This is a genomic window from Eubacterium sp. An3 (assembly GCF_002159465.1).
Classification (GTDB): Bacteria; Bacillota; Clostridia; order Lachnospirales; family Lachnospiraceae; genus Anaerobutyricum; species Anaerobutyricum stercoris.
Map to the genome: position 1 here is coordinate 155257 of NZ_NFIR01000002.1, position 16821 is coordinate 172077.

Here is a 16821-nt window from a genome sequence, read left to right on the forward strand (position 1 = left end):
TATAATAAACATGTTACATCGAAGGAAATCATTCTGACCTTGGAATATCGCATTGTGCGAACCTTCTATATTTTAAAGGATAAAAATGCAGAAAGAGGTGACAGCGTATGCTGACAAAAGAAGAATTGCCGGAATGTCCGGTGGCAACTACAGTACAGCTTATTGGAAGTAAATGGAAACTTTTAATTATAAGAAATCTTCGGATGCGCCCATGGCGCTTTAATGAATTGAAAAAAAATCTGGAAGGCATCAGCCAGAAAGTTCTCACGGACAGCCTGCGTTCCATGGAAGAAGATGGCATCATTATCCGTACCGTTTATCCGGAAGTTCCGCCCCGGGTCGAGTACAGTCTTTCAGAATTGGGAGAGTCCATGAAACCGATCCTTGACGCCATGGAACAATGGGGAACGAATTATAAAGCAAGTCTTGAAACAGACTGAGGAAAGAAGGAAATGTGATGAAGTCTCATCAGACAGATTTTTCAAAAGGAAATGTATACAGAAATATCTGCGAGGTGGCCGTGCCTATGATCTTTGCACAGCTTCTTAATCTTCTGTATAATGTCGTGGATCGTATTTACATAGGCAAAATTCCAGGTACCGGAACCATCGCTCTCACCGGCGTGGGGCTCTGCTTTCCGCTTATTACTCTTGTCTCAGCTTTCACCTATCTTTATGGAAACGGGGGTTCTCCGCTGTGCGCCATGGAACGCGGAAAGGGCGATGACCACGAGGCAGAACTCTTCATGGGTAATTCTTTTACGTTGCTGGTATGGACCGGAATAATTCTGACGGTCATCGGACTGCTCTTTTACCGTCCTGTGCTCTATCTTTTCGGCGCCAGTGACATTACATTTCCTTACGCGCAGGAATACATACGGATTTATCTGCTCGGCACCGTTTTCGTAATGATTTCAGTGGGTATGAATCCTTTTATCAACTGTCAGGGATTTGGAAGTATGGGCATGCTCACCATTCTGATCGGCGCAGTATTAAATATTATCCTGGATCCGCTGTTTATCTTTGTCTTCCATATGGGCGTTTCAGGAGCCGCTGTCGCCACCGTTTTGTCTCAGCTTTGCTCCGCACTCTGGGTTCTCCGTTTTCTCACGGGAAAAAGGGCAGTTCTTCATCTGAAAAGAACTGCCCTGCGTCTGCAGATGACCAAAGTGAAAAAAATCATTGCTCTTGGTATTTCCGGTTTTTTCATGGCATTTACCAACAGCCTTGTACAAATCGTCTGCAACAAGACTCTCCATGTGTACGGAGGAGACTTGTATGTGGGGGTAATGACAGTATTAAATTCTGTTCGGGATATCTGCACCATGCCTGTGCAAGGTTTTACCAACGGCGCCTCTCCGGTCATCAGTTTCTGCTACGGCGAGGGCTCTTACAAAAAGGTGCGGCAGGCCATCGGCTTTATGACCGCCGTCTGCGTTGCATACACGCTTTTCATGTGGGGAATCCTGAAGCTTTTTCCGGCATTTTTTATTCGTCTGTTCAACGACAGCCCGGATTTGCTGGCACAAGGCATCCCCGCTCTCCATATTTATTTTTTTGGTTTTTGTTTCATGGCGCTGCAGTTCAGCGGACAGAGTGTATTCGTGGCGCTCGGCAAATCTAAGTACGCCACCTTTTTCTCCCTTCTCCGAAAGGCGATCATTGTTGTCCCTCTAACGATCCTTCTTCCGGGGATTCACGGACTTGGAACTGACGGCGTGTTCTGGGCAGAACCGATCTCAAATCTTCTGGGCGGCTGCGCCTGCTTTATCACCATGCTGCTCACAGTTCTCCCGGAACTTTCCTCCAGGTCTTCTTCCCGAAGCTAAACGACCGGGAACAGCAGAGTCAGGCGGAATATGCCTCCTGCTGTTTCCGCGGTACAATCTCCATCCATCTTTGACATCATATTTTTTATATTTTGTATACCGATTCCCGTGCTTTCCGTTTTATCGGCACCGCTTCGAATATGGTTTTCAACGGTAAAGCCCACCGCATTCGTTTTTTCGACAGTACATATCCTGAGTGCAGAGGATGCGTCTGCATATTTAATAAGATTGGAAGTAATATTATCCATAATTCTCATCATATAATTTTCTGAAATCTGAATCCTTTTGTCAGGCCATTCCATCTGACAATCCACCTGAAATCCCTTCTTCTCCAGATAACTGCAGGTTTCTGAAAACAAGTCATAAAATAATGTCTCAAAGGATTCCGGCTGTCCCAGTTCAATTTCATCCTCTCCGGTTACAAGCGAATATTCGAACAGATTATCCGTAAGCTGTTTCATGCGGTACGCTTTTTTCTCAATGATCTCAATATATTTTTTTTGCCTTTCCTCATCCGTTTCTTTTTTCAGTATCTCCGCATAAAGCATGATGGACGTCACAGGCGTCCGGAGATCATGCGACATCTCTGTCACGATTCTCTGGTTCTCTCTGACCATCCGCGCTTCTTTTTCGCGCATTTCAAGAAACGATCTGCGCATGGAGTCAATCCCCGCCGCCAAAACAGCCAGTTCATCTCTTCCCTTCACCGTCACCGCATAATCAAGACTTCCTCCTTCCAGTATCTCGATATCTTCACTGAGCCTTGAAATATAATGCATTTTTTTTCGTATTCCGAGCAGCACCAGGCATAAAAAAACGGCAAAAGAAACAAAGAGATTGGCAATAAATACATAATTATAAAATTGATATCCATATGCACCCAGAATAATGACCTGCGTCATGCCGTCTGCAAATTCTACTTCGTAGCTGACCTCATAATCGCTGAGAGCTATTTCTTCTTCCCACACTTCCTGGTCCGGGTAGTCTGAATTAAAAATAAGGATTCCATCTTTATATATATCAATCGACAAAATTTTCTGCTCCCGGACCCACTCTGAGATGACCGATGTATCATCTGTGGACAGATCTTCCCTGTCTATGTAATTCTGAAGCTCTTCAATGTAATGTCTGTCCTTTTTCTCCTGATATTCCACATTATACAAAGACTTGTCCAGGAAGTACATTCCGGCCAGATCAAGCGCTCTGAAAAGCAGTGCGGAAATAACGGCTGAAACGATAAGCAGGCGCAGAAGCTGCACATAGATAGAATTTCCTTTATTTATTTCCTGCGTCAAATTTATACCCCTTTCCCCACACGGTTTTAACATATTGCGGATATTTCGGATCTTTCTCTATTTTCACTCTGAGCTTCCGGATATGCACCATAACAGTACTGTTGCAGGAATAAAAATACGGTTCCTCCCACACACTCTCGTAAAGATTCTGCGCAGAAAAAATCTTTCCCGGATGGCGCATCAGCAGAAGCAAAATATTATATTCGATATCTGTCATATTTTTTTCCACACCATCCACGAAGACTTCATTGAAGGTTTTATGAATCCGAATCCCTCCTATTTCCAGATATGGCTCTTCCTCCTCTGTCTCCGGCGCATATTTTCCCATGTAGGTCCGGTACCGGCGCACCAGCGCTTTTACTCTTCCCAGAAGCTCCGCATAGGAAAAGGGTTTTGTAAGATAGTCATCTCCTCCTGCCATAAGGCCGATGAGTTTGTCCGACTCCTGAGCTTTTGCCGTCAAAAACAAAATCGGTACATTGGATATTTTCCGAATTTCCTCGCAGGTACGAAGACCTGACATTCCCGGCATCATAACATCCAGAATGACCAGATCCGTATTTTCATCCAAGATTTCCAGACCTTTCGTCCCATTTTCCGCCTCATGCACCACATAATTTTCACTTTCCAAAAGAATCCGCACACCCTCTCTGATATCTGCATCATCTTCCACAATCAATACTTGTTCTTTCTTCATATTTTTACTCCTTTTTGCAGGTTCTTTTGTTTATTATATCAGTATACCGTGTTTTGGCGGAAAATTTATTACAGAATTCTTAGAATATTAAGAAAATGAGCTGTACATTCCTGCACAGCTCATTTTCCCTCTTTCGTCTTACCCTTTCCTGTAATTGTTATCTTGTTGATTTCTTCGTTCCAGTTGTTTTTTTCTTTGTACTTTTGGTACTTTTTTTGCCGCTTTTTGTATTCTTTTTGGAACTGGATTTCTTCTTATTTTTTTTCGCTGTACTGTTCTGATTCTTTTTTACTGCCGCTTTTCCATTGTCAGTTCCCTGAGCTGCGCTGCCGGCTTTTGCATTCTGGGTGCTGCCGGAAGCTGCGGTTGTATTTTTGCCGGAATCCGCAGTTGTCGCCTGACTTCCGCTTTTTCCTGACGCCGCCGTCGTTCCGGTGCCGGCAGACTGTGTCGTTCCGGATTTCGGTGTTACTTTGGAAGATCCGGATTGATTTCCGGTTTTATTCTGAGTCGCCTCTGTTTTTGTCTTGGACTCGCTTCCCGCTGCTTTTTTCTTATGTCCGCTGCAGGCAACCATGCTGAGAGCCATCACGCCAACTACGCAAAATACTAATCCTTTTTTAATAAAACCTCTTGTTGTTTTCTTCATTTCTCTGTCTGTCATTGTCATATTCTCCTTTCAATAAAGTCCTTTCAATAAAGAATGTTTTTTTGTTTCACCAGGATAATTCCAGTTACTCCAAACCTCCTTTTGATGTATTTCAAAGTAATTATCTTTGATGACCTTATTATCGCAGAGAAATCTGAAATGTTCATAAATGAAATCTAAAGGAATCTGAAGATAGCCCTCCGGTCCATCAGTATATCTTTTTAATATCACCCTCAACGCCATACTGTTCTCTGAAATCCGCCAGATCCGCCGGATTCCTGATGAACATCACTTCCTCGAACTTTCCCGTGTGTATGTCCTGGAATCCCGCCACCTGCTCGCCGTTGCAGATGCTGCATTTCAGGACAGGCTTCTGGGTTTCTTTGTTGTAGGTCTTTTTGCTGACATTTTTTGCGTTATTTTTTACATTCTTTTTGAATAGAAACATAAGATGGCTCCTTTCTGTCTAAAAAGCCCTTGAAAACATCCGTTTTACGGAATTTTCAAGGGACTATAAATACTTTATCAACAATCTTATTCTTCATCCAATGCTTTCAGATATTGTTCAACTAACGCTACCACCTCTTTGGCTGTTCCCAATTGTTCCCTCGCATCCTCTATTGACACGATATAAAAGTCATCATAGTCACTGGCATGACGCACTTCCTGTGCTCTGCTGATTTTTCTGCTAATTTCCTTTGGAAACACACCAGTATGGACAAAATCTTTATTAAAATTTCCAATTACCTGAGCGTGCTGCTTATATGCTTTAAACTCCAATGCAAGGCATGCTGAAATTGCTCTGAAAATAGCATAATATGCTCTGTTGTTTGAGGATCTGTAATGTCCTCCCTCAAAATTCATCTCTGCGGCCTCCAAATCGTCTTTTGCTACATTGATTCTATGCCAAGCTAATTCTCTGGCACCGCCAATATCGTCCAAATTATGCTGCATATAATTCTACTCCTTCATTCTTAACATTATTATAGAATGGATACGCCCTGATCCATTTATTAAAATGATCCAGATTCTTCACAATAGGCATAATCTCCAGATTGTTATCGAAATTATAATCAAAAGTCAGGTCAGAAAGTACGTGCCCTTTACGTTTTATCTCATCATCTGATAAATCTACCAGAATCATAAGATCAATATCTGAATCCGGTTTGAAATCGCCTCGCGCATAAGAACCATATAATATTATCGTTCTCAAATTTTCTCCATAAATTTCGCGCACATCTTCCACATATTTTTTCAATATTTCATCTAAAATCCTGGACATACTCCCCCTCCTTTCTGTTGCTCTTCCTAATTATAGTATATCCATTCCACAGAGTAAAATCAACCAGACTTTATTCTCCGCTACATTTTTTCTGAAAATATAAAAACCCTTACAAGCAGTGTAAAACCACTACCTGTAAGGGTCTATTGTTCAAAACAATACTATAGATTTCGGATTACAGTCCCATCTGAGCTGCAACTTCTGCTGCGAAGTCTTCCTGTTTTTTCTCGATTCCTTCGCCTGTCTCCATGCGGACAAATCCTTTGATGATGACTTTTGCATTGTTTGCTTTGGCAACTTCTTCTACGTATTTGCCTACGCTCTGTTTTCCGTCTTCTGCTTTTACATATACCTGGTCAAGCAGGCAGATCTCTTTTAACTCTTTGTTGAGACGGCCTTTTACCATACCGCTGATGATCTTGTCGTTGGCGTCCGGTTTCTCGTTTCTTGCAGCTGCCATTAAGATCTCTTCTTCTTTTGCAAGATAGTCCTGATCAACTTCGGCTCTGCTTGTGTATTTCGGTTTTAAAGCTGCAACCTGCATGCAGACATTTTTTGCCATCTCTTTGATCTCGTCGTTGACAACGTCAGTTACAACGTCAACAAGAACACCGATCTTGCCGCCCATGTGAGTGTAGGAAGCCACGAATCCGGCGTCCTCTTTTACCTGCTCATATCTGCGGATGTTCATGTTCTCGCCGATGATAGCGATCTGTCCGGCCAGCGCTTCTTTTACAGTCTTTGTCTCGTCAAACTTCCATGTTTCAGCGAGGAAAGCGTCCAGATCTGCAGCTGTTGTGTCCATTGCCTGCTCAGCAACCTGTCCAACGTATGCCTGGAACTTCTCGTTCTTTGCAACGAAGTCTGTCTCAGCGTTTACCTCAACAGCGACAGCTTTGTTTCCGTCCTCGGAAACGAGAACTTTTACGATACCCTCTGCAGCAATTCTTCCTGCTTTCTTCTCAGCAGTAGCAAGACCTTTTTCTCTTAAGAACTCAATCGCTTTATCAAAATCGCCTTCTGTAGCTGTAAGAGCTTTCTTACAGTCCATCATTCCGGCACCTGTCATTTCACGTAATTCTTTTACCTGTTTTGCTGTAATAGCCATTTTCATTCCTCCAAAATTATCAAATCATTTTTTGTGTCCGGTATTCCCGACGGCTGCCCCGACACTGCCAGAAGGCAGGGGCCTGTTACCGGGAATGCGCAGGTTACATATCACACAAAAATGCCCCGGCCTGCGAGATGCAGGCTGAGGCGTATGGAACTGCGGTCAGAATTAAGCTTCTTCTTCTACAGCTTCCTCTTCTTCTGCAACTTCTGCATCCTGTCCCTGATTGCCTTCGATTACTGCGTCAGCCATCTTGGAAACGATTAATTTGACTGCACGGATTGCATCGTCGTTTCCTGGGATCACGTAATCCAGTTCTTCAGGATCGCAGTTTGTATCACAGATACCAACTAAAGGAATACCAAGAGTATGTGCTTCCTGAATACAGATTCTTTCTTTTCTTGGGTCAACAACGAAGATCATATCAGGAATATCCTGCATCTCTTTGATACCGCCCAGGTTCTTCTCAAGCTTCTCCTGCTCTCTCTTGAGCTGGATAACTTCTTTCTTAGGAAGTACTTCAAAAGTTCCGTCCTCTGCCATCTCCTCGATCTTCTTTAAGCGGGCAACACGGCTCTGGATGGTCTTGAAGTTAGTGAGCATACCACCTAACCATCTCTGGTTTACGTAGAACATTCCACATCTCTCAGACTCGTTCTTGATAGAATCCTGTGCCTGTTTCTTTGTACCAACGAAAAGAATCTTTCCTCCGTTTGCCACACAGTCTCTGATCGCGTTATAAGCTTCGTCTACTTTACCTACAGACTTCTGAAGGTCGATGATGTAGATGCCGTTACGCTCTGTGTAAATGTACGGAGCCATTTTAGGGTTCCATCTTCTTGTCTGATGTCCGAAATGAACACCTGCTTCGAGTAACTGTTTCATTGAAATTACACTCATGTCAATTCTCCTTTTTTGTTTGTCTTCCGTCATCTTCATATTCCTCAGCCACCCCGAAAGGCACACCGACCGACAGAATCCGATAACGTGTGTTTTATCCTGCCGCAAAAGTCACGGCATGACTGTTACTTTTTTACCGAAGGTAGTATAGCATACAAAAACTCCCTTGGCAAGAAGTTCCGTTTAAATTATTGCAGAAAATTTGTACACCGCCGGAGCATTCCCGGAATAAAGAGTTCTGCTTGTCAGAACTCTCGCGCCGAGCGCGGTCGCTTTAGCGACAAAGTTCTATTTCGCGCGAGTGCGCATCCCGCCCGGAGGGCGTTATATATTATAGGAATCTCCTATAATATATAACAGCGGTCTCCTTTTTCAGGATTCCGCTGTCTGTATATATCATCTTGTTGAATTCTATTGTTTTGTTGGTTTCTATAAAGAATAATAATGGTTCTGAATCTTCCGGGCCATTTTTCTTCTTCTCTCCGCCAGAATCTCCGGCACGCTGCCGGCATCCGCGTCAAAAATATTCTCCGGAATATCGTTGGCAGCCAGGGACGCCTGAATCTCCTCTGCGGAAAGCTGTTTTTCCAGTTCTTCTCTGTAATCGGCCGGAGACTTTCTCCTGACGATTGCTTTCACTTCTTTGGAAATGTATGTCAGATTCGCCACCTGTCCATAGGTCTCTCTGGTCTTGAAACCACATTTTTCCAGATAAGCCTTCGGCAGAATCTGGTATGCTTCCGCTTTAGCGGCGTAAAGTCCGCCCACCGTATTCTCCCCGCTGTAAAGGGAAAGAGTGCCGGAAGCTGTCTGCGCTGCCAGATAAGCAAGATATGGTGCCGTCCGTGCCGTGGTGGAAGTAAATTTTTCCGGAAGAACCGAAGCAAAGAATTCTTCGCCGAGACGAAGCTCTTCAATCTGGCGCAGATAGCTTTCCATGCCGGCTTCCCTGATCTCCTTGTAATCTTTCATGACAACCGTATCCGGCGTACTCTGGTAATGCCCGGTGATCAGGCACATGGTCATCCACCGGCCCATAAGACTTTCTTTCTTATCGGAAGGAAGTCCCTCCATATCCATGAGAAGATACATGGCATAACAGTAATTCAACACCGCCTGGGAATACAACAGCCGCTCGCTGGTATATCCCGCTCTGCGGAGAGCTTTCAGAAAACCTTTATAATTCTCTTCGCTGACGAAAGCTCTGACTCCCCGTCCCAGCGTCTCAAAGGCTTCCTTCGCCACTTTCTGGGAAACCTCTCCTCTGGCGAAGGTCTTATCTTTCGTCTTGCCGGACAACAGATTGACCAGATCGCCGATCTTGCTCTTTCCGAATCCAGCAATAAGTACGACCTTCAGCACATCAGAATAAGAAGGAACATAGAGCAATTCCTCCCCTTCCTGCAGCCATCCCAGCAGTCTGCCGTATTCTGTCTCCATAAATTCCTTTTCATTTGCTTTGAGAATCGTCATAAAGGATGGCTCTTTTATAAGATGACAGAAATAATCGATGCAGTTTCTGATAAGATCTCCGTCATACTGCTCATTGACAGATATCTTTGACATGGCGAAATCTTCCTGATTGAGCGGCTTGCCCTGCAGATTAATGCGGATAAATATCTCCGATACCACATCAATGTCCAGCAGGAAGGACAGTTCTATGACGCCAACCTGATGTTTGACAATTCCTTTTAACCGGTCTATGGCAGCTTCCAGAAGGGAAGTGTCCAGATCCGGATTCTTTTCTTTATATTCTTTTTCAAATTTACGGAAGGAAAAATCTCTCCGGAATAAAACGGAGATGTCCGGAATCCATCCCGGCTTATCCTCATAGGAGGCGTCGCTGACCGCAAACTTTTCCTCTCCCGGCTGCGCCAGAGGATAAAATGCGATCTTGATCCGGTGAGATCTGTACTGGGAGTCCAGTACTTCCCTGCCCAGAAGAGCCGCCATCAGCGCCGTCACTCTCTGCTGGCCGTCTATGAGGATTTTTTTCGTTCCGCCTTTACCAAATCCGCGGATTCTGACCTGAGAATTCTGCCATACAATCAGATACCCGATGGGATATCCTTCATACAGGGAGTCGATCAAATCTCTGACCTCCTGCCCCTTCCAGACAAATGGTCTTTGAATTTCCGGAATGGCAATCTGAGAATTCTCAACATATCCTAAAATTGTACTGACTGAATACTGGGTTATCTTATAATTATCCGCCATGATGTTACTCCTTTATCCTATCGTAGCCTTTCTCTGTTATTCATATATGCAGGGTGCAAATCTAATGTTTCATTTTCTTCAGTTCGTCAAATACAACATCGTTGAGTACCTTGATATAGGTTCCTTTCATGCCGGAAGAGCGGGACTCTATCACTCCGGCACTCTCAAACTTCCGGAGAGCATTGACAATGACAGACCTGGTGATCCCCACCCGGTCGGCAATTTTGCTGGCCACCAGGATGCCTTCTTCCCCGTCCAGCTCATCGAAAATGTGCTGAATAGCCTCCAGCTCTGAAAAAGACAGGGTGGAAATTGCCGATTTTACGATGGAGACCTTCCTTGTCTCCTCCGCATTTTCTTCATTGACAGAACGCATCATCTCAAGCCCTACCACCGTGGTGCCATATTCCACCAGAATGATATCGTCAATCTCATAATGTTTCTCTTTTCGATACATGAAAACAGTTCCAAGTCTCTCGCCGGCAATATCGATCGGAGTAATAATTGCCTGATACTCGGAAATGTCTGAAAATTCAAAACCCAGTGTTTCCAGATTCACATTTTCTTTTGTCGATAAAACTCCGAGGAGCCTCTCATTTAACAGAGGGTCGATATATTCACCCACTTCATTATTAATGAGTTCATTGATCGTCTCAATATCTGCTCTGTCCTTAATTCCAAGAACCTTTCCTTTCTTGCTGATGACCAGAACGTTCGATAAAAGAATCTCGCTGAGAACTTCACAGATGTCATTAAATACTACTTTGTGTGAATTGTTGTTGTGCAGCAGTTTGTTAATTTTTCTCGTTTTATCAAGCAATTGGACACTCATAGAAACCTCCATATTATTAACTGACAATTCTTCATTAAAAATTATTTTAACACATCTACCGCACAATCACAACGATATTATCTAAAAATTTAAGAATTTATTAATCCATCCAATTATTAAAATATTTCAGACAAACATAAAAAAACATCTGCAGCTATGTTATTTCCATAACTGCAGATGATCCCTGTCTGATAGCAGACTCTGCTTATCCTATGGTATCTGCCAGCTTGTCTTTTCCGCACATCCGGCAGCTGCTGTCTATTCCTCATCCGGCTTATCGGTCACATATCCGCACTCCGGATTCATACACACAAGTTTTTTGCCTTTTTCCACCATAAGACCGCCGCATTCTTTACATGGTATCTTTGACGGCTTCTGCCAGCTCATGAAATCGCACTCCGGATTATCAATACAACCATAATATTTTCTGCCCTTCTTAGTCTTCTTCAGCACAATATCCTTGCCGCATTTCGGGCAGGCAACGCCAATCTTCTCGTAGTATGGCTTCGTATTCTTACATTCCGGAAATCCCGGGCAGGCCAGGAACTTACCGTGCGGTCCGTATTTGATCACCATGTTTCTGCCGCACTCTTCACAGACCTCATCGCTGACTTCATCGGCAATTTCCACTTCCGCCAGTTCCTTCTCGGCCGCTTCCACAGCATCATTGAGATCCGGGTAGAAGTTTTCCACGATGGTTTTCCACTTTACTTTTCCTTCCTCCACTCCATCGAGAAGCGACTCCATATTGGCTGTAAAATTCACATTTACAATAGAAGGAAAACCTTTCACAGTCAGTTCGTTGACCGCTTCGCCAAGCTCCGTCATGTAAAGATTTTTATTTTCCTTCACAATATATCTTCTGGCAAGAAGCGTAGTAATAGTAGGCGAATAGGTACTCGGGCGTCCTATTCCCAGCTCTTCCAGAGTCTTAACGAGACTGGCCTCGGTAAAATGTCCCGGCGGCTGTGTGAAATGCTGCTGTGGTTTCAGTTCTTTTAACGTAAGCTCTGAATCCTCGCTGATCTTTTTGAGGGCGGTGTCCAGCGTGGACTTCTCATCATCATAATGATATACCGTCATAAAACCGTCGAACTTAATCCGTGCGCCCGACACGCTGAAACGATAGTCGCCGGCTCCGATCTTCACAGAGACGGTCTCATATACAGCCTCTGACATGCGGCTGGCAATAAAGCGGGTCCAGATCAGATTATACAGACGATACAGATCTCTGGACAACTCTTCTTTCAAATCCGACGGCGACAGGCTGCTGTCCGTAGGCCGGATGGCTTCATGAGCATCCTGAATCTTGCCGGCTCCCGTCTTCCTGGCAGTGCCGTTTCCCACAAAATCTTCTCCGTACCGGGTTCTGATATACTCCTGGCAGGCTGCATCCGCTTCCTCGGATATTCTGGTGGAGTCTGTACGAAGATAAGTAATGAGACCGATGGTCCCGCGGCCTTTCAGAGAAACGCCTTCATAGAGCTCCTGCGCCAGACGCATGGTCTTCTGCGTAGACATATTCAGCTTCTTGGAAGCTTCCTGCTGCAGGGTACTGGTAGTAAATGGCAGCGGCGGTTTTTTCCTCCGCTCCCCGCGCTTGATACCCAGAACTTCATAGCGGCATCCTTCCAGTTCTTTTGTGATACGCTCCACATCTTCTTTGCTGCGGAGTTCGATTTTACCATCTTTGTCGCCTGTAAAATGCGCTTCCAGCGGTTTTTTCACGCCTTCCACCTGCAGATCCGCATCTATGCTCCAGTATTCTTCCGGAATAAACTCATTAATCTCTTTTTCGCGGTCAGATATGATACGCAGCGCCACTGACTGCACACGTCCGGCGCTCAGTCCTCTCTTAATCTTTGACCAGAGAATCGGGCTGATCTTATAACCCACAATACGGTCCAGCACGCGCCGCGCCTGCTGCGCATCCACCAGGTTCATATCAATATCCCGGGAATTCTTAATCGATCTCTTCACCGCATCCTTCGTGATCTCATTGAAAGTAATCCGGCTGCATTTTTTTCCTTCCAGCTTCAGAGCGTTATAAAGATGCCAGGAAATCGCTTCGCCTTCCCGGTCCGGGTCCGTTGCGAGATAAACTTTATCTGCCTTTTTCACTTCCTTGCGAAGTTGAGCCAGAATCTCTCCCTTCCCCCGGATTGTTATATATTTCGGTTCATAATCATTATCAAAATCAATTCCCATAGAACTTTTGGGAAGATCACGGACATGTCCGTTGGAGGCAATGACCTTATAACTTTTTCCCAAAAACTTCTGAATCGTTTTTGCCTTTGCAGGTGATTCCACAATCACTAACTTGCTTGCCATTTACAATACACTCCCAACTTATATATAGATAGATGGCATAAAAAAACTCTTAACCTCATATTCCAGGACAAATATTTTGCTATATTATTCTGATAAAAAGCCTTGTCCTGTAAAACAATTATCAATAATACACCATTTCACATGGGTTCGCAAGAAAAAAATTTTTAAAATTTTCTCAGATAAGTGTTCTGTGACGGCTGATAAATATACTGAGAAATCTCCATTTCCAATAAAATATACTGCAATTTTACAAAATTATACCCGCTTTTCTCTAAAAGTTCATTAAAACTTGTCGGATTTTTTGCATCCAGAAGTTCATAGATTCGCTGCTGTTCCGGATCTTCCAAAAGACACGCTGCCCGTTCTTTTGCAAACTTTACCTGTTCTTTTCCATTCTTTTTCTCAGATTTTGCATACTTGGCAAGTAACTGACCGGCAATGTCTTCGGGACACTGTACCAGAGAGGCTCCTTCCGCGATGAGTCTGTTGCATCCGGCGCTCAGCGGATCCGAAACTCTCCCCGGCATTGCGAACACCTCTTTCCCTTGTTCCAGTGCCTGGTCTATGGTGATAAAAGAACCGCTTTTTTCTCCTGCCTCCAGCACAAATACTCCGTCCGCGATTCCACTGATCAGACGATTCCTGAGCGGAAACAATCCCGGACTGTTGGGAACGCCGAGATTATATTCTGACAGCACACCTCCTCTTTCATACATTTGCATATATAAAGAAAAATTCTCCCGGGGATACATACTATCGATGCCTCCGCCCAGAATTCCAAGAGTGTATCCTCCGGCCCGAAGTGCTCCTCTGTGGCTTGCAGCATCAATTCCCGCTGCCAGACCGCTGACGATCTGGATGCCCTGCAGCGCCAATGACTCCGCGAAGCTCTGCGCCATATGAAGACCGTAGGGAGTCGCCGCCCGGGATCCCACCATGCCAAGCACCGGCATATCCTCTGCCGGAAGCCTTCCTTTGACATATATGCCATACGGAGGATCAAACAGCTGCCTGAACTTCCGGGGATACTCCGGAGATTCCCAATGCACAAAATGCACGCCGGAAGTCTCCAACTTCTGCATCGACTGATTTATCCTATATGTATTGCGGGAGTTTTGTAAATATACGCACTGCTTTGGACTCAGGATATCTTCGTACTCTCTCTTTCCCGCATGATACAGGACTGCCGGATGGATAAAGCGGTCCAGCAGCTTCTTTCTGGACACACTGCCTACTCCGGATATGTTCACAAACCAATACCAGAAAAACGCGTTGTTTTCTTCCACTTTATAATCTGTCTCTTTATCGCTCATATCTGCCCCCCGACCATTCTCACCCGACGCCCCTGCGTCCCGCGGTATCACTCTGCCGCAAAATACCTCCGTGCGGAACGCTCTACGATGCTACGGCGTATCCGGATCTTGCCCAAAAGGCGCAGTCCGGCGGAACATCAGCGCCTCCCGCAGATGTTCTTCCCTGATCCGGGCGGAGCCTTCCATATCAGCGATTGTTCTTCCCACTTTGAGAATACGGTTGTATGAGCGGCCGGTCAGCCGCAGACGGTCAAATACTTCTTTCATCAGCTTCCGTGAATTCTCATCCAGCACGCAGTATTTTTTCACTTCTTTCGGCGTCATACGTCCGTTAAAATTACTTCCGCCTGATTTAAAACGTTCCTTTTGCAGTCCCCATACCTCCCGGACTCTTTCCCGGACCATCGCTGAAGTTTCTCCTTCTTTCTCCTCCGTCATCGTCTCATAAGACATTTTGTCACAGCGCACAAAAAGATCCAGACGATCCAGAATGGGCCCGCTCAGACGATTCTGATAATGAAAGATCTCCCTCGGACTGCAATGGCAGTATCTTCGGTCAGGAAAATATCCGCACGGGCAGGGATTGGCCGCGGCAATAAAAATAAAATCCGCCGGAAATGTCACCGTTTTACCATTTCTGATCTGTCTGACCTGATGATCTTCCAGCACTACCCGGAACATCTCAATTAATTCTCTTTTAAATTCCGGAAACTCATCCAGGAATAATACCCCATGATGTGCCAGAGTCACTTCCCCGGGGCTCGGATTCTTTCCTCCTCCGAACATTCCGGCCATGGTGACAGAAGAAGACGGAGCCCGGAAAGGTCTGTTCTCCACCAGAGAAAAACCTTCCCGCAGCAACCCTTTCACACTGTATACCATGGTAGCGTCTATCATCTCTTCTCTGGTCATTCCCGGCATAATCCCCGGCGTGCATGACGCCAGCATGGACTTGCCCGCTCCGGGCGGCCCGTCCAGAAACAGATTGTGATATCCGGCCACAGCAATCTCCAGCGCTCTCTTAGCCATACGCTGTCCTTTTACCTCCGATAAATCAGGATACCCGGCCCCTCCGTCCGGACGTCCCGCCGCTCTTATTGTTTTCCCCACATCTTTAACACAGGTTACGATTTTTCTTTCGGAATATTCATCCTCTGCCGTCCCCCTCAAAAAGGCGGTCACTTCTTTTAAATTGGCAAAACCCAGAACCCTCATCTCCGGCAGGAGAGACGCCTCCTGCACATTGGCCGGAGGAACTACACAGGTATGGTATCCCGCTTCCTGCGCAGTCCTCAGGATAGCGAGCACACCCGTAACAGGCGACAGCATACCGTCAAGAGCCAGCTCGCCCAGAAATACAATTCCTCTGACAGCACTTTGCGGTATCAGTCCCATGGCTGTCATAATGCCGACGGCGATGGCCATATCATAGCAGGTACCGCTTTTTCTCACGTCTGCCGGCGCAAGATTCACTGAGACACGTCTAGGAGGAAGATGGCAGCCTGTATTCTTCAGGGCAGTGCGAACTCGTTCCTTTGCCTCCTTCACTTCAGAAGACAGATGTCCGGTCAGACCAAAAACCGGAAGACCGTCACTAACATCTGCCTGTACTGTAATGATCTCTCCATGTACGCCCTGTACCATACCGCTTAAAACTTCTGCTACCATGTTTCACCTCCTGACTTTTCCAGATTTTAACATATTATTTTTACATTTTCAAGTGTATTTTACATTATTTTACATTTTATATTCTAAAAAAACTCCGGTATTGCTCATACCGAAGTTTTTTAATGTTTTATGCTTTACACGCCTTTTATTTCTGACTCTCCCTGTCCGCCGGCATCGCTGCTGGAATCCAGCATCTTTTTCAGTTCATTCATAAATGTATTAACATCTTTGAACTCCCTGTAAACCGATGCAAATCGAACATATGCCACCTGCTCCAGTGATTTGAGCCGTTCCATGACAATCTCGCCGATAACCTTGCTTTCAATCTCCTTATACTCCAGATTGAAAATGTCATTCTCGATCTTATTGACAGTCTCTTCTATCTTCTCCACAGGAATCGGCCGCTTGTGGCAGGCACGAAGAACGCCGGCCATGATCTTGCTCCTGTCATATGGCTCCCGGCTCCTGTCCTTCTTTATGACAGTGAGAGGAATGATCTCTACCTTTTCGTATGTGGTAAAACGTTTCCCACATTCATCACACTGTCTTCTTCTCCGGATGGACGCATTGTCATCCGCAGGTCTGGAATCAATCACGCGGGTGTTATCCATACCGCAAAATGGACATTTCATACATGTTCCTCCCTGGCTGTATCTTATGTATCCCGGTCAGTGCAGTGCGCGTTCCTGAAAACGGGA

The 16821-nt window shown here is 45.2% G+C and carries 16 protein-coding genes; 2 read left to right on the plus strand and 14 right to left on the minus strand.

Translation table 11 applies throughout. The annotated features are described in order from the left end of the window. Positions 1-107 precede the first annotated feature (107 nt). Together B5F87_RS03100 and B5F87_RS03105 are read left to right on the plus strand one after the other, a co-directional pair. Positions 108-440, plus strand: a complete 333-nt coding sequence (locus B5F87_RS03100) for a helix-turn-helix domain-containing protein (protein ID WP_087276613.1) — start codon at positions 108-110, stop codon at positions 438-440. Between the two features lie 17 nt (positions 441-457). Beyond that, positions 458-1828, plus strand: coding sequence for an MATE family efflux transporter (locus B5F87_RS03105; protein WP_087276616.1), 1371 nt, complete (start codon positions 458-460; stop codon positions 1826-1828). On the opposite strand, the gene B5F87_RS03110 is transcribed toward B5F87_RS03105, so the two are convergent. The 14 genes from B5F87_RS03110 to nrdR all read right to left on the minus strand — a co-directional run bounded on the left by B5F87_RS03110 (position 1825) and on the right by nrdR (position 16755). Beyond that, on the minus strand, positions 1825-3123 hold the full coding sequence (locus tag B5F87_RS03110) for a HAMP domain-containing sensor histidine kinase (protein WP_242964233.1): 1299 nt from the start codon (positions 3121-3123) through the stop codon (positions 1825-1827). The two genes, B5F87_RS03105 and B5F87_RS03110, sit on opposite strands and share 4 nt — an antisense overlap. Continuing rightward, on the minus strand, positions 3104-3820 hold the full coding sequence (locus B5F87_RS03115) for a response regulator transcription factor (protein ID WP_087276622.1): 717 nt from the start codon (positions 3818-3820) through the stop codon (positions 3104-3106). Before B5F87_RS03115 ends, B5F87_RS03110 begins: the two co-directional genes overlap by 20 nt. Before the next feature lie 157 nt (positions 3821-3977). Continuing rightward, positions 3978-4484 carry a hypothetical protein gene (locus B5F87_RS03120; RefSeq protein WP_087276625.1) on the minus strand — a complete coding sequence of 169 codons (507 nt, stop codon included), beginning with the start codon at positions 4482-4484 and terminating at the stop codon, positions 3978-3980. A 193-nt stretch (positions 4485-4677) separates the two neighbouring features. After that, on the minus strand, positions 4678-4917 hold the full coding sequence (locus tag B5F87_RS03125) for an aspartate dehydrogenase (RefSeq protein ID WP_087276629.1): 240 nt from the start codon (positions 4915-4917) through the stop codon (positions 4678-4680). A gap of 86 nt (positions 4918-5003) precedes the next feature. Further along, positions 5004-5423, minus strand: a complete 420-nt coding sequence (locus B5F87_RS03130) for a HEPN domain-containing protein (RefSeq protein WP_087276632.1) — start codon at positions 5421-5423, stop codon at positions 5004-5006. Further along, entirely contained in the window at positions 5413-5751 is a 339-nt protein-coding gene (locus tag B5F87_RS03135; RefSeq protein WP_087276635.1) for a nucleotidyltransferase domain-containing protein, read from the minus strand. Before B5F87_RS03135 ends, B5F87_RS03130 begins: the two co-directional genes overlap by 11 nt. A gap of 175 nt (positions 5752-5926) precedes the next feature. Beyond that, a complete protein-coding gene (tsf, locus tag B5F87_RS03140) occupies positions 5927-6859 on the minus strand; it encodes a translation elongation factor Ts (RefSeq protein ID WP_087276638.1) in 933 nt (310 codons plus the stop codon). 171 nt (positions 6860-7030) lie between these two features. Further along, complete coding sequence (rpsB, locus tag B5F87_RS03145; protein ID WP_087276642.1) at positions 7031-7762, minus strand: 30S ribosomal protein S2; 732 nt, start codon at positions 7760-7762, stop codon at positions 7031-7033. 429 nt (positions 7763-8191) lie between these two features. Continuing rightward, on the minus strand, positions 8192-9979 hold the full coding sequence (locus tag B5F87_RS03150) for a DUF262 domain-containing protein (RefSeq protein ID WP_087276645.1): 1788 nt from the start codon (positions 9977-9979) through the stop codon (positions 8192-8194). Positions 9980-10040: 61 nt separating this feature from the next. Next, the gene (codY, locus tag B5F87_RS03155) at positions 10041-10811 is read right to left on the minus strand and encodes a GTP-sensing pleiotropic transcriptional regulator CodY (protein ID WP_087276648.1); all 771 of its coding nucleotides are present in this window, start codon (positions 10809-10811) and stop codon (positions 10041-10043) included. Positions 10812-11069: 258 nt separating this feature from the next. Then, positions 11070-13142: a type I DNA topoisomerase gene (gene topA, locus B5F87_RS03160; protein ID WP_087276651.1), complete on the minus strand. Its 2073-nt coding sequence runs from the start codon at positions 13140-13142 to the stop codon at positions 11070-11072. A 164-nt stretch (positions 13143-13306) separates the two neighbouring features. Continuing rightward, positions 13307-14455, minus strand: coding sequence for a DNA-processing protein DprA (gene dprA / locus B5F87_RS03165; RefSeq protein ID WP_087276653.1), 1149 nt, complete (start codon positions 14453-14455; stop codon positions 13307-13309). Positions 14456-14545: 90 nt separating this feature from the next. Continuing rightward, positions 14546-16123, minus strand: a complete 1578-nt coding sequence (locus tag B5F87_RS03170; RefSeq protein WP_087276656.1) for a YifB family Mg chelatase-like AAA ATPase — start codon at positions 16121-16123, stop codon at positions 14546-14548. 134 nt (positions 16124-16257) lie between these two features. Further along, the gene (gene nrdR, locus B5F87_RS03175; RefSeq protein ID WP_087276659.1) at positions 16258-16755 is read right to left on the minus strand and encodes a transcriptional regulator NrdR; all 498 of its coding nucleotides are present in this window, start codon (positions 16753-16755) and stop codon (positions 16258-16260) included. Between the last annotated feature and the right edge of the window lie 66 nt (positions 16756-16821).

Coding starts and splice junctions, on each gene's coding strand:
- nrdR (WP_087276659.1), bottom strand. CDS start 16,755: ATGAAATGTCCATTTTGCGGTATGGATAACACCCGCGTGATTGATTCC.
- topA (WP_087276651.1), bottom strand. CDS start 13,142: ATGGCAAGCAAGTTAGTGATTGTGGAATCACCTGCAAAGGCAAAAACG.
- B5F87_RS03135 (WP_087276635.1), bottom strand. CDS start 5,751: ATGTCCAGGATTTTAGATGAAATATTGAAAAAATATGTGGAAGATGTG.
- B5F87_RS03120 (WP_087276625.1), bottom strand. CDS start 4,484: ATGACAGACAGAGAAATGAAGAAAACAACAAGAGGTTTTATTAAAAAA.
- dprA (WP_087276653.1), bottom strand. CDS start 14,455: ATGAGCGATAAAGAGACAGATTATAAAGTGGAAGAAAACAACGCGTTT.
- B5F87_RS03125 (WP_087276629.1), bottom strand. CDS start 4,917: ATGTTTCTATTCAAAAAGAATGTAAAAAATAACGCAAAAAATGTCAGC.
- B5F87_RS03170 (WP_087276656.1), bottom strand. CDS start 16,123: ATGGTAGCAGAAGTTTTAAGCGGTATGGTACAGGGCGTACATGGAGAG.
- codY (WP_087276648.1), bottom strand. CDS start 10,811: ATGAGTGTCCAATTGCTTGATAAAACGAGAAAAATTAACAAACTGCTG.
- tsf (WP_087276638.1), bottom strand. CDS start 6,859: ATGGCTATTACAGCAAAACAGGTAAAAGAATTACGTGAAATGACAGGT.
- B5F87_RS03115 (WP_087276622.1), bottom strand. CDS start 3,820: ATGAAGAAAGAACAAGTATTGATTGTGGAAGATGATGCAGATATCAGA.
- B5F87_RS03130 (WP_087276632.1), bottom strand. CDS start 5,423: ATGCAGCATAATTTGGACGATATTGGCGGTGCCAGAGAATTAGCTTGG.
- rpsB (WP_087276642.1), bottom strand. CDS start 7,762: ATGAGTGTAATTTCAATGAAACAGTTACTCGAAGCAGGTGTTCATTTC.
- B5F87_RS03150 (WP_087276645.1), bottom strand. CDS start 9,979: ATGGCGGATAATTATAAGATAACCCAGTATTCAGTCAGTACAATTTTA.
- B5F87_RS03100 (WP_087276613.1), top strand. CDS start 108: ATGCTGACAAAAGAAGAATTGCCGGAATGTCCGGTGGCAACTACAGTA.
- B5F87_RS03105 (WP_087276616.1), top strand. CDS start 458: ATGAAGTCTCATCAGACAGATTTTTCAAAAGGAAATGTATACAGAAAT.